The 12,545-nt window shown below is 73.7% G+C and carries 11 protein-coding genes and 1 pseudogene; 10 read left to right on the top strand and 2 right to left on the bottom strand.

Annotated elements, in window-relative coordinates; all coding sequences use genetic code 11:
- Window position 1: 1 nt before the first annotated feature.
- From ACF068_RS09735 to ACF068_RS09720, 4 genes are all read left to right on the top strand, one after another.
- Window positions 2-511, top strand: a complete 510-nt coding sequence (locus ACF068_RS09735) for a GNAT family N-acetyltransferase (protein ID WP_392273642.1) — start codon at window positions 2-4, stop codon at window positions 509-511.
- 274 nt (window positions 512-785) lie between these two features.
- Window positions 786-1,634 (top strand): ABC transporter substrate-binding protein, encoded by an 849-nt coding sequence (locus ACF068_RS09730; RefSeq protein ID WP_392273641.1) that lies wholly within the window; start codon window positions 786-788, stop codon window positions 1,632-1,634.
- Complete coding sequence (locus ACF068_RS09725) at window positions 1,631-2,431, top strand: amino acid ABC transporter permease (RefSeq protein ID WP_392273640.1); 801 nt, start codon at window positions 1,631-1,633, stop codon at window positions 2,429-2,431. Before ACF068_RS09730 ends, ACF068_RS09725 begins: the two co-directional genes overlap by 4 nt.
- Window positions 2,432-2,439: 8 nt before the next feature.
- On the top strand, window positions 2,440-3,216 hold the full coding sequence (locus ACF068_RS09720; protein WP_392273639.1) for an amino acid ABC transporter ATP-binding protein: 777 nt from the start codon (window positions 2,440-2,442) through the stop codon (window positions 3,214-3,216).
- Here ACF068_RS09720 and ACF068_RS09715 read toward each other — a convergent pair.
- Window positions 3,213-3,827, bottom strand: coding sequence for a DUF6629 family protein (locus ACF068_RS09715; RefSeq protein ID WP_392273638.1), 615 nt, complete (start codon window positions 3,825-3,827; stop codon window positions 3,213-3,215). The genes ACF068_RS09720 and ACF068_RS09715 overlap by 4 nt on opposite strands.
- Before the next feature lie 48 nt (window positions 3,828-3,875).
- Here ACF068_RS09715 and ACF068_RS09710 point away from each other — a divergent pair, with 48 nt between their 5' ends.
- Entirely contained in the window at window positions 3,876-4,727 is an 852-nt protein-coding gene (locus ACF068_RS09710; protein ID WP_392273637.1) for a GNAT family N-acetyltransferase, read from the top strand.
- A 1-nt stretch (window position 4,728) separates the two neighbouring features.
- Here ACF068_RS09710 and ACF068_RS09705 read toward each other — a convergent pair whose 3' ends face one another.
- A complete protein-coding gene (locus tag ACF068_RS09705) occupies window positions 4,729-6,669 on the bottom strand; it encodes an ABC transporter ATP-binding protein (RefSeq protein WP_392273636.1) in 1,941 nt (646 codons plus the stop codon).
- A gap of 141 nt (window positions 6,670-6,810) precedes the next feature.
- Here ACF068_RS09705 and ACF068_RS09700 point away from each other — a divergent pair, with 141 nt between their 5' ends.
- The 5 genes and pseudogenes from ACF068_RS09700 to ACF068_RS09680 all read left to right on the top strand — a co-directional run bounded on the left by ACF068_RS09700 (window position 6,811) and on the right by ACF068_RS09680 (window position 12,447).
- Entirely contained in the window at window positions 6,811-8,595 is a 1,785-nt protein-coding gene (locus tag ACF068_RS09700) for a collagen-binding domain-containing protein (protein WP_392273635.1), read from the top strand.
- 440 nt (window positions 8,596-9,035) lie between these two features.
- Window positions 9,036-9,605, top strand: a pseudogene (locus tag ACF068_RS09695) (hypothetical protein); the annotation flags it as partial.
- Window positions 9,602-9,856 carry a hypothetical protein gene (locus ACF068_RS09690; RefSeq protein WP_392273634.1) on the top strand — a complete coding sequence of 85 codons (255 nt, stop codon included), beginning with the start codon at window positions 9,602-9,604 and terminating at the stop codon, window positions 9,854-9,856. The pseudogene ACF068_RS09695 and the gene ACF068_RS09690, both read left to right, overlap by 4 nt.
- Entirely contained in the window at window positions 9,853-10,641 is a 789-nt protein-coding gene (locus ACF068_RS09685; RefSeq protein WP_392273633.1) for a metallophosphoesterase, read from the top strand. Before ACF068_RS09690 ends, ACF068_RS09685 begins: the two co-directional genes overlap by 4 nt.
- 147 nt (window positions 10,642-10,788) lie before the next feature.
- The gene (locus tag ACF068_RS09680) at window positions 10,789-12,447 is read left to right on the top strand and encodes a catalase (protein ID WP_392273632.1); all 1,659 of its coding nucleotides are present in this window, start codon (window positions 10,789-10,791) and stop codon (window positions 12,445-12,447) included.
- Window positions 12,448-12,545: the final 98 nt, after the last annotated feature.

Here is a 12,545-nt window from a genome sequence, read left to right as displayed (position 1 = left end):
CATGCCGATGATGCGCCGGGCGCGCCTGTCCGACCACCGCACGCTGGTGGAGTGCGTGCACCGGTGGTGCGGCGGGCCGGACGCGCCCGCCGGAGGCCGGGAGCCGTCGCTGCTGCTGCCGAGGCTGTTCCTCCAGCACTTCGCGGGGACGAGCCTGGTCGCCGAGGACAGTACGGGGGTGAAGGCGTTCCTGATCGGCTTCCATTCCGCCGACGACGAGGAGGGCGCCTACGTCCACTTCGTGGGCGTGGAACCCGCGCTGCGGGGGCGGGGACTGGCCCGGGGCCTGTACACGGCGTTCTTCGAGCGTGCCGCCGAGGCGGGGCGGCGGGAGGTGCGGGCGGTGACGGCCCCGGCGGAGGCGGGGGCGATCGCGTTCCACCGGGCCCTGGGATTCGCGGTGGTACCGGGGGACCACGAGGTGGCGGGGGTGGCGGTGCACCGCGACCACGACGGGCCGGGCCAGCACCGGGTGTGCCTCCGCCGGAGGATCGGTCCGGGCCGGGAGTGAGGCGGGGCGGCGTCCCGGGGACCGCCGGGCCCGCGCGCCTGGGCACGCGGGCCGGGGCACGCGGGCGTCCCGGGGGCCGGCCGACCCCCCGGGCGGCCGGGGGCGCGTGTGCGACGGTCCGCTCCGGCGCGCGGGGAGCGGGCGCCCGGCGTCCGCATGGCGGATCTCCGCGACGGCGCGCCCCTGGTGTCATACGATCACGCCCGGCGGCTGCGTCACCCGGCGTCACCCCCGGCGCCGTCCGAGGCCGCCCACGCGCCCATGGAGGTCAACCGTGACGAGGACTGCCGGCGGCAAGCGACGCGCCCACCGCACCCGTACCGTCTTCACCGCCGGCGCCTCGGCGGCCGTGCTGCTGTTCGCCGCCGCCGGATGCGGGAACGGCGACGAGGGGCCCGGTGAGGCGGCGGGCGGGGTGCCCGTGGTCGAGAAGGGCAAGCTGACGACCTGCACCCATCTGCCGTACCCACCCTTCCAGTTCGAGCAGGACGGCGAGATCGTCGGCTTCGACGTGGCGCTGGTCGACCTGGTGGCCGAGGACCTGAAGGTCGAACAGAAGATCCTCGACACGCCGTTCGAGAACTTCAAGACCGGTGCGTTCCTCAACTCCGGGGAATGCGACCTGGCCGCCGCCGGCATGACCATCACCCCCGACCGCAAGAAGAACGTCGACTTCTCCGTCCCCTACTTCGACGCCACCCAGGCGCTGCTGGCGAGCAAGAAGAGCGGCGTCACCACCCTCGCCGAGGTCAAGGAGAAGAAGCTGAAGCTCGGCGCCCAGGCCGAGACCACCGGCGAGAGCTACGCCAAGAGCCAGGGCTTCGACCCGGTGGCCTTCGAGAGCTCCGACGCGGTGCTGAACGGCCTGCGCACCGGGCAGGTCGACGCCGTGGTCATCGACTACCCGGTGGTTCAGGGCTGGCTCAAGGACAAGGCGAACGCCGACGCCTTCGCCCTGGGACAGAACATCGAGACCGGTGAGCAGTACGGGTTCTCGGTGAAGAAGGGCAACGACAAGCTGCGCGCCGCGATCGACAAGGCGATCAAGGACGCCAGGGCGGACGGCACGTACGACAAGCTCTACCAGCAGTGGATCGGCCCGCTGCCCAAGGGCCAGTCGTGACCTCTCGGCTGACGCGGCGCCAGCGGCGGCGGATCTCGCAGGGCATCCAGTACGCGGTCTTTGTCGCCGTGGTCGTCCTGATCGCCGTCCTGGCCGACTGGGACCGGCTCCAGAACCAGTTCGCGCAGGCGGACCTGGCGGAGCGGCTCTTCCCCGACATCATCACCACCGCGCTGCGCAACACGGTGGTCTACACCGTGTCCGGGTTCGTGTTCGGGCTCGTCCTGGGCCTGGTCATCGCGCTGATGCGGCTGTCGTCGGTGGCGCCCTACCGGTGGGCGGCGAGCGTCTACATCGAGATCTTCCGGGGCCTGCCCGCCCTGCTGATCTTCATCTTCGTCGGGGTGGCCGTGCCCCTGGCCTTCCCCGGTACGGAGATCCCCGGCGGTACGTACGGCAAGGTCGCCCTGGGCCTGGGGCTGGTGGCCGCGGCGTACATGGCGGAGACGATCCGCGCGGGCATCCAGGCCGTGCCCAAGGGGCAGATGGAGGCGGCACGCTCGCTGGGCTTCTCGCACGCGCGGGCCATGGTGTCGGTGATCCTCCCCCAGGCCTACCGGATCATCATCCCGCCGCTCACCAACGAACTGGTGCTGCTGTTCAAGGACTCCTCGCTGGTGCTGTTCCTCGGCGTGACGCTGGAGGAACGGGAACTCACCAAGTTCGGCCGGGACCTCGCCAGCCAGACCGCCAACTCCACGCCCATCCTCGTCGCCGGCCTGTGCTACCTGCTGGTGACGATTCCGCTGAGCTTCGTGGTGCGCCGCCTGGAGGCCCGTGCCGCCAGGGCCAGGTGAGGAAGCCGATGTCACGCGACGAGATCGAGATCCGCGGCCTGTACAAGTCGTTCGGCGACAACGAGGTGCTGCGCGGCATCGACCTGGACGTCGCCGCCGGGGAGGTGGTGTGCGTCATCGGGCCGTCCGGCTCCGGCAAGTCGACGCTGCTGCGCTGCGTCAACCTGCTGGAGGAGCCGACCAAAGGCCAGGTGTTCGTGGGCGGTACGGAGGTGACGGACCCGGACGTCGACATCGACGCCGTACGCCGCCGGATCGGCATGGTGTTCCAGCAGTTCAACCTCTTCCCGCACGTCACGGTCACGGAGAACCTCACCCTGCCGCAGCGGCGGGTGCTGGGCCGGGGCAAGGAGCACGCGGCGGAGGTCGCCCGGCAGAACCTGGACCGGGTCGGGCTGGCCGACAAGGCGGACGCCTATCCGGCGCAGTTGTCGGGCGGGCAGCAGCAGCGGGTGGCCATCGCGCGGGCCCTGGCGATGGGCCCGGAGGTGATGCTGTTCGACGAGCCGACGTCGGCGCTCGACCCGGAGCTGGTGGGCGACGTGCTGGCCGTGATGCGGATGCTGGCGGCCGAGGGCATGACCATGATGGTCGTGACGCACGAGATGAGCTTCGCCCGGGAGGTCGCCGACCGGGTGGTGTTCATGGACGACGGCCGGATCGTCGAGCAGGGTCCGGCCGCCCGGGTGGTGGGCGATCCGCAGCACGAGCGCACCCGTCACTTCCTGACCCGCATCCTCGACCCGGCCGCCGCCGAACAGCCCGGCCCGGAGGACACGCGTTAGGTCGTGTCCGGCCGGCGGGTCCGTGCGAGGAGGACGAGCGAGCCGACGGCGGCGAAGGCGCACCAGGTGGAGAGGAACTCGGTGCGCCACAGCACCACGCAGAGCGCCGCCCCGGCGGCGACCACGGCGCCGAGCAGCCTCAGCAGCGGGTCGGCCGCCAGGAGCAGGGCCCCGACGGTGGCCAGGAGGTAGCCGGCCAGCAGGGGCGGGGCGTACGGCAGGTCGAGCACGTAGCCGATGGTGCGGCCCCGGACGTGTGCCGTGACGGGCCGGGTCGCCAGGGCGTGGGCGAGCGCGGCGGCCGTGACGAGCCCGGCGGCGGCCGGTACGGCGAGCCGGGCCCGGGCCGGGGCGGAGGTGACGAGCAGGACGCCGAGCGGCACCCAGAGCGGCAGCAGCGGCAGTGCGATGACGGCCCAGGCCAGGGTCGCGGGGCCGCTGCCGCCGCCGGTGTCCCAGACGGCCGACTCCACGATCTGGTGCGCCCCGAGCAGCAACGGCAGTGCGGCGAGCGGCAGTTCCCGGACGTCGCGGGTGCGGGCCACGCAGACGGCGCCGACGGCGGCGATGACGGTGCCGGCCGCGAGATCGGCCGTCGCGTTCCAGCACATGGTGGGTAGCGTACGGGGGCAACCGCAGGACGGCCGGGAGGAGATCCCTTGTCAGCGCTTCAGGTGTCGCGGGCGACGCTTCAGGACTGGTCCCTGGTATGGGAGTGGGCCGTGGCGGAGGGCTGGAACCCCGGCCTCGGGGACGCGGCGAGCTTCTTCGCGCAGGATCCGGACGGGTTCTTCCTGGGCCGGCTCGACGGCGAGCGGGAGCCGGTGTCGGCCGTCTCCGTGGTGAGGTACGACGACACGTACGCCTTCCTGGGCTTCTATCTGGTGCGCCCCGACCGGCGCGGCCTCGGGTACGGCCTGGCCACCTGGCGGGCGGCGCTGGAGCACGCGGGCGACCGCACGGTGGGCCTGGACGGGGTGCCCGCCCAGCAGGACAACTACCGCAGGTCGGGCTTCGTCCTGGAGCACCGCTCGGCGCGCTACGCGGGGCCGGTGACGGGGGGCGCTCCGGGGCCGGGGCGGGACGTGGTACCGGCCGCCGAGGTGGGGGCGGCCGCGATCGCCGCGTACGACGGCGGCTGCCACCCGGCGGCGCGGCCCAGGTTCCTGGAGCGGTGGCTCGACGCGCCCGGGCACCGTGCGCTGGCGCGGGTCGTGGACGGCCGGGTGACGGGGTACGGGGTGATCCGCCCGGCGCACGCGGAGGCCAGGGTGGGGCCGCTGTTCGCGGACTCGGCGCAGGACGCCGAGGTGCTGCTGGACGCGCTCGTGGCGGCCGCCGGGGCGGACCGGATCGCCGTCGACGTACCGGAGTCGAACGCGGCCGCGGTGCGGCTGGCCCAGGCGCGGGGCCTGGTGCCGACGTTCGCGACGGCGCGCATGTACACCGGGCCGGTGCGCCCGTTCGCCCGGGAGCGGGTGTTCGGCATCACCACCCTGGAACTGGGGTGACTCAGGCGCCCGGGCCGTACTGGTCGGCCTGGAGCAGGTACATGCGGCGGTAGCGGGAACCGGGCCGGTCCATCAGTTCCCGGTGGGAGCCCGACTCCACCAGCCTGCCCTCGTGCAGGACGTGGATGACGTCGGCGGACTGGATGCCGGCCATGCGGTGGCTGACCAGGACGACGGTCCTGCCCTCGTCGGTGAGGGCACGGATGCGGCGGAAGGACTCGATCTCCGCCTCCGGGTCCAGGGCGGAGGTCGGCTCGTCGGCGATGACCAGGTTCGCCTCGCGGTAGCGGAAGCGGGCCTGGCCCACCGTCTGCCACTGGCCTCCCGAGAGCTCGGAGCCGTGCCGGAACTGGCGGGCGAGGAGGGTGTCGTAGCCGCGCGGCAGGCCCGCGGCGAGCTTGTCGGCGCCGGAGTGGGCGGCGGCGCTCTCGACGAGGCCGTCGTGGGGCGCCCGGTCGGGCTGGCCGATGCGGATGTTGGTGCCCAGCGTGAAGGGCCAGCGCTGGAAGTCCTGGTCGAGTACGGCGACATGGCCGAAGACGTCGAGCCGGTCGGCGTCGGCGAGGTCGGTGTCGCCCCACAGCACCCGGCCGTCGGCGGGCTGGTAGAGGCCGGAGAGGAGCTTGACGAGGGTGGACTTGCCGGACCCGTTGGCGCCGACGAGGGCGACGACCGATCCGGCGGCGATGGTCAGCGACACCCCGCGCAGGGCGGGTTCGTCCCGGTCGGGGTAGCGGAAGCCGACGTTCTCGAAGGTGATCTTCTCGGGGAAGTCGGGGACGGGCGTGCCGCCGGCGGGGATGGCCCGGGCCTCCGCCGCGGCCGTGAAGCGGTCCAGGTCCCGTACGTACAGGGACTCCTCGTGCAGCCCGTTGATGTGGGTGACCAGGGCGCCGAGGCTGGCGGAGCCGGTGCGGACGGCGAGGGCGGCGGTGCCCGCCATGGCGATGTCCATGCGGCCGGTGAGCAGCAGGACGCCGAGGGCGGCGTACGTGAGGAGGGCGGCGGCGCCGGAGAACGCGGCGGCGAGCAGCTCGGTGGCAGCGCGCCCGTCGGCCAGCCGGGTCTGTTCGGCCTCGGACGTCTCGGCCATGTCGTGGAACTTGTCCAGGAGGTAGCGGCCCACCTGGTGGACCCGGACCTCCTGGGCCGACTCCCGGCTGGTGATGAGGTTGTTGACCAGACGGGCGGCGCGTTCATGCTCGATCCAGTTCATACGGGATGCGTAGCGGCGCTGCGCCACGTGCATGGCCCCCCAGCCGCGCGGCACGGTGATGAGCACCAGCAGGGGCAGGAGCGCGGGGTGCAGCACGGTGAGGACGCCGGCGGCGGCGACGATGGTGAAGACGCCGTTGAGGGCGCCGACGCAGGCGCCGATCATGTTCCGCGCGGCCAGGGCGCCGAACTGGGCGGAGTCCAGCAGTTTGCGGAAGGCCCCGTCCTCGATGGCCTCCAGCTCCACGGCCGCCGCGCGGTGCAGGTACTTCTCGGTGGCGAGCCGTTCGACCTTGGGTTCCAGCCGGCCGGTGGCGGCGGTGGACAGGCTGGCGAACACCGCGTTCAGGACGGCGAGGACGGCGGCGGCGACCAGTGCGGGCAGGGCGGCCCGGAGGCGCTCGGGGGTGGTGCCGGTGGCGAACAGGGCGTGGAGCACCTGGTTGGTCAGGAGCAGGCCCCCCGCCTGGGCGAGGCCCTGGCCGGTCTCGGTGAGGCCGACGGTGAGCAGGGCACGGCGGTCGGACTCCCGGGCGAGGCGCAGGGTGCCGCCGATGAGACGGGGCAGGGCGCGGACGGCGGCGAGGGCCTTGAGGTCGAGCAGGGCGTACTCGTGGGTCACCCAGCCGAAGTCGTAGCGCAGGGCGCCGCCGAAGAGTTCGCGCTCGCTGCGGGACACCCGGGGCTCGGCCTCACCGGTTCGTCGGAACAGCTTCTTCGGACGCACGATCCCCACCCCCGGCCGCCGTGGCGCCATTGCCGTCGCTGCAACCGCTCCCCCACCGCCGACCGGGTGAAACGTCGCCGTGAGGGGTGGGCGCGTCGCGACCGGCGGGGATCGGATGATCCTATTTTCGACCTTATGCGAATGACTGGACTGGCCGTGATCCCGGCGGTGGTGTGCGGGCTCTGCGCGATGGCCCCGCCCGCCGCCGTGCCGACGGCGCGTGCCGGAGCGACGGCCGCCCTGGAGGCCCGGGGCGCCCGGCACGCCCCGGACGCCCGGCAGGTCCCACCACCGGCCGCCGAACCCCCGGCCCGGACCGGTGGTCCGTCCGCCGGGGCCGGTGGTTCGGGCGCCCCGGCCGGGAGTCCCCCGGCAGGGGCCGGCAGCCCCGCAGCGTCGGCCGGCGGTTCGCCGGACGGGGCCGGGGGTTCCGCCGCGCTCGCCGGGAGCCCGTCGGGCGGGGCCGGTGGGCCTGCGGCCGACGGGGTGGGCAACCCCATGGCCGGGAACCTCGGGTTCGGGGTGGTGACGCGGCGCGACGCGCTGCTGGCCGGCACCAAGGCCGAGACCGCCGTCGCGGTGGGCGGCGACCTGGCGTTCGGGTCGCGGTACTCCATCGTCCCCGGCCGCGCGGGCGGCTTCACCGCACCCGGCGACGCCCGGCCCACCGCGCTCCTGGTCGGCGCTGCCGTCGACTTCGCCGACAGCGCGGCGGACGGGGTCCTGCGGGTCACGGGCGACGCCTTTGTCAAGATCGGCGACCTGTCCGGCAGCGCCACCCGGGCCACCGGCATGGACGGCGCGCCGGTCAAGACCCGGCTGGTCGGGTCCGGCGCGGGGTACGGCACGACCCCGCGCGTGGAGCTGACCACCGCCCAGCCCGAGGCGTCGGTGGGGCCCGCGCGGGGCCTGGTCGACTTCGACGCGCTCTTCGCGGACCACCGGCGGCGCGCCGACAGCCTGGCCCGCTGCCCGGGCACGGTGGCGCTCCCCGCCCGGCTCACCCCCGGCGCCACGGTGCGGGTCCGGCTCGCCGCCGACCGCACGAACGTGCTCCGGCTGACCGGCGCGCAGCTCACCGCCGTACGGACCCTCGCGTTCGAGAACCGCCCCACGGCGGCGGCGCCACTGGTGATCGCCGTCGACACGACGGCCGACGGCGGCGAGCTGTCCTGGCGTACGCCACGGATGACCGGTGTCGGCACCGGGGACTCCCCGTACATCATGTGGGCCTTCGCCGACACGGCGGAACTGGCCCTTACGGCGGGCGACACCTTGCGGGGGTCGGTCTTCGCGCCCCGCGCGAAGCTGACGGACCGGAGCGCGGCCGACATCGAGGGCGACGTCGTCGTCCGGTCCCTGGAGGCCGGCCCCCGCGCGGGCGCGATCCGCGGTGCCCCGTTCGCGGCGGCTCCGTCGTGCGCCCACGCCCCGGCGGCTCCCGCCCGTGCTTCGTCCCTGCCGTCCACGTCGTCCCCGCCGTCCCCGGCCGCCGGTGCCGGGGGCGAGGCCGCGGTGACGGCTGCGGTCGACGCGCCCGAGGGCAGGGCCGCCACCGCGGCCGAAGAGGAAGCCGTCTCCGACGCGGAGCCGGGACCGGCCCCGGGGCGCGAGCCCGACCCCTCGCCCGGGACCGGGCCCGCGCCCGAGCCGGAGGCCCACCCGGAGACGGAAGCCGGACCGGAGGCGGAAGCCGACCCGGAGACGGAAGCCGACCCGGAGACGGAAGCCGACCCGGAGACGGAAGCCGGACCGGAGGACGCGGAGGAACCCGTCGTGGAGGACGGCGAGCCGGCCGCCGGCATGGCCGAGACCGGCGCCGGACCGCGGCTGTGGCCGCTCGGTACCTGCGCCGCCCTGCTCGTCGTGGTCGGCACCGCCCTGACCAGGGCGTCCCGCCGCGGCCGCCGGGACGCCGGGGAGTGAACGCGCCCGGCGGACCCAGCCATAAAGGGAACGGCCCCGGGTACCCGAACCGCCTCCCGCAGGCCGACGAGGAGGGCTGAGCACCCGTGAGGAACCACTCGCAAGACGCCACCCAGCCCGGCGGGCCGCTTGGCCCCGCCGAACCGACCGAGCCGACGCCGACCGTGCCGGCCGGCTTGCGGCTGGCCGGGGGCAGAGCCGTGGAGGGCGACCCGAAGGGACCGCTCCCCGGCGCGCCCACCGACGGCGGGGCGCCGGCCGGTGCTCACGGCGGCCACGACGACTCCGGTACGCCCGGCGCCCCCGGCCCGCACGGCGGCACCGCGGACGGCCCGGGCGGCACCGGCGGCCCGGCGGGTCACCCCGAGGGACGCGGCCCGGCGGGTCACCCCGAGGGACCCGGGGGGCCCGGCGGGCCGGGCGGGCCCGGCGGCACGCATCCCCCGGACCGTACGCAGGCCATCCTGGAGGCGACCAAGCAGGTGGCCGCGCTGCTGAAGGGCGCCGGTCACCCGTTCGCGCTGGCCGGGAGCGTGGCGGCGTACGCGCACGGGGTGCCGCAGAGCCTCCAGCACGACACGGACTTCGCCATCCTCCGCGAGGACGCCGAGGCGATCACCCGGGACCTGGAGGCCGCCGGCATCCCGGTGCGGGTGCCGCCGGAGGACTGGCTGATCAAGGCGCGGAGCCATGGCGAGGAGATCGACCTGATCTTCGAGCTGGCCCGGCATCCGGTGACCCATGACCTGCTGGACCGGGCCCACATCCTGCCGGTGGACTCGGTGCGGATGCCGGTGCTGGCGCCGACCGATCTGGTGGGCAGCCTGCTGGCGGCCTTCTCGGAGCACCACTGCGACTTCGGCGCGGTCCTGCCGATCGCCCGCACCCTGCGGGAGAAGATCGACTGGGACCTGCTGCGCCGGGAGAACGAAGGCTCACCGATGCCCGAGGCGTTCCTGTACCTGCTGGAGCGCCTGAACGTGATCGAACCACGGGAGGCAACGCCATGAGCGCCGCCGACACCGCCGAGTACCGCATCGCCCACCTGCGCGACCGGCTGGCGAGCGAGGACATCGCCGAACTGGGCATCCGGATCGAGCAGCGCGGGACCGGCGTGATGCTGTACGGCACCGTCGCCAGCGCCGACTGCCGGGCCGAGATCCTGCGCATCGCCCAGGAGGAACTGGCGGGGCTCCCGCTGCGCGAGGACCTGGTCGTCGTCTGCGCGGACGCCCCCGACCACCCCGAGGAGCTGACGTGATCCGAGTAGCAGCGGTCGGTGACATCCATCTGGGCCCGGGCAGCGCGGGCACCTTGCGGCCCGCCTTCGAGACCCTCCACGAGCAGGCGGACCTGCTGCTGCTCGCCGGTGACCTGACCCGGCACGGCACGGCCGAGGAGGGCGAGATCGTGGCCGGTGAGGTGGCCGGCCTCGGCGTGCCCGTGGTGGCCGTCCTGGGCAACCACGACTACCAGAGCGACCAGGAGGCCGAGGTGTCGGCCGCGCTCGACCGGGCCGGAGTGACCGTGCTGGAGGGCGAGGGCACGGTGCTGAACATCGGCGGCGTCCGGGTGGGCGTCGCCGGCACGAAGGGGTTCGGCGGCGGTTTCGCGGGGCGCAGCGGGGGTGAGTTCGGCGAGCCGGAGATGAAGGACTTCATCCGCTACACCCGCCGCTGCGCGGAGGGGCTGCGCGGGTCGCTGTCCATGCTGGGCGACGCGGACTGCGCCGTACGGATCGCGCTGACGCACTACGCGCCCGTGCCGGACACGCTGGCGGGCGAGCCCCTGGAGATCTATCCGTTCCTGGGCAGCTACCTGCTGGCGGAGGCGGTCGACGAGGGCGGTGCCGATCTCGCGGTGCACGGCCACGCGCACATGGGCACCGAGCACGGGATGACCAGCGGGGGCGTACGGGTGCGCAATGTCGCCCAGCCGGTGATCGGCCGGGCCTTCGCCGTCTACCACCTGGCCGTGCACGCCGGCGGCGCGGCGGTGGGCGACGGCGGGGTGGCCGCCGGGGCCGGCAGGGTGGCGGCCCACTAGGGAGTGTCCGGACAGTCACGCCCCGGCGGTCCGGTGGACGGCCGGGGCGCTTGGGCATCCCCGCGAGGCGCGTAACGGGGCATACTGCGACACATAGGGACGAAGTAGGACATACACCAGCAAGACACAGCAGAGGAGCCGAGGATCGTGACGGACGTTTCGAGCCAGGGTCCCGCACCCGGCGACGACCGGAAGGTACTCACCAACCGGCAGGGCCACCCTGTCTACGACAACCAGAACCAGCGCACGGTCGGGGCCCGGGGCCCGGCGACGCTGGAGAACTACCAGTTCCTGGAGAAGATCAGCCACTTCGACCGGGAGCGCATCCCCGAGCGGGTCGTCCACGCCCGCGGGGTGACGGCCTACGGCTACTTCGAGGCGTACGGGGCGTGGGGCGACGAACCGATCAGCCGCTACACCCGTGCCAAGCTCTTCCAGGAGCGCGGCAAGCGCACCGACCTGGCCGTGCGGTTCTCCACGGTGATCGGCGGGCGTGACTCCTCCGAGGCGGCGCGCGACCCGCGCGGGTTCGCGGTGAAGTTCTACACCGAGGACGGCAACTGGGACCTCGTCGGGAACAACCTGGGCGTGTTCTTCATCCGGGACGCGATCAAGTTCCCCGACGTGATCCACGCGCTCAAGCCGAACCCGGTCACCTTCGAGCAGCAGCCGCGCCGGATCTTCGACTTCATGTCGCAGACCCCCGAGGCGATGCACATGCTGGTCAACCTGTTCAGCCCGCGCGGCATCCCGGCCGACTACCGCCACATGCAGGGCTTCGGCGTCAACACGTACAAGTGGGTGAACGCCCAGGGCGAGACCAAGCTGGTCAAGTACCACTGGATGCCCAAGCAGGGCGTGCGGAGCATGACCGAGGAGGACGCGGCGAACGTGCAGGCCCAGGGTCTGGGCCACGCCACCAAGGATCTGTACGAGGCGGTCGCGCGCGGCGACCACCCCGAGTGGGAACTGCTGGTCCAGATGATGGACGACCACGACCACCCGGAGCTGGACTTCGATCCGCTGGACGACACCAAGACCTGGCCGGAGCAGGACTTCCCGCCCAAGCCGGTCGGCAGGATGGTGCTCGACCGGATGCCGGAGAACTTCTTCGCCGAGAACGAGCAGATCTCCTTCGGCACCGGCGTGCTGGTGGACGGCCTGGACTTCTCGGACGACAAGATGCTGGTGGGCCGGACCTTCTCGTACAGCGACACCCAGCGCTACCGGGTCGGGCCGAACTATCTCCAGCTCCCGGTCAACCAGGCGAAGAACGCGGACGTGCGGACCAACCAGCGCGACGGGTTCATGACGTACCACCAGGACGGCCACGGCGAGAACCCGGACGTCAACTACGAGCCGTCGATCCGGGGCGGGCTGCGCGAGGGCGAGTACCCCACGCACGACGAGCAGGGCCCGGAGATCCGGGGCAGGCTCACCCGCAAGCGGATCCCCCGCACCAACGACTACCTCCAGGCCGGCCAGCGCTACCTCCTGATGGAGCAGTGGGAGCGGGACGACCTGGTGCACAACTTCGTCCACCTGCTCGGGCAGTGCGACCGGCCGGTGCAGGAGCGCATGGTCTGGCACTTCCTGCTGGTCGAGAACGACCTGGGCCTGCGCGTCGGCGAGGGTCTGGGCATCAGCCCGCGGGACGTGGCCCACCTCGAACCCCTGGCGAGCCAGGACCTCACCGAGGAGGACCGCAAGCGGCTGGCCAACCTCGGGGAGAACCCGCCCCGGGACGTCGAGGGGCTGACGATGACGCACTGCGTGCCCGACGAGCGGCACGTCGTGACGCGCTGAGGCCGTCGCGCGAGGACGCGGGAAGGCCCCCGCCCGGCCGGGCGGGGGCCTTCCCGCGTCTCTTCTTGGGGCTCGGTTCGCCTCCGGGGCGCTTCAGC

The sequence above is a fragment of the Streptomyces sp. NPDC016309 genome (genome assembly GCF_043077235.1).
Taxonomy (GTDB): domain Bacteria; phylum Actinomycetota; class Actinomycetes; order Streptomycetales; family Streptomycetaceae; genus Streptomyces.
Note: the sequence above shows the minus strand (reverse complement) of the source record. Positions and strands in the feature narration are given on the sequence as shown.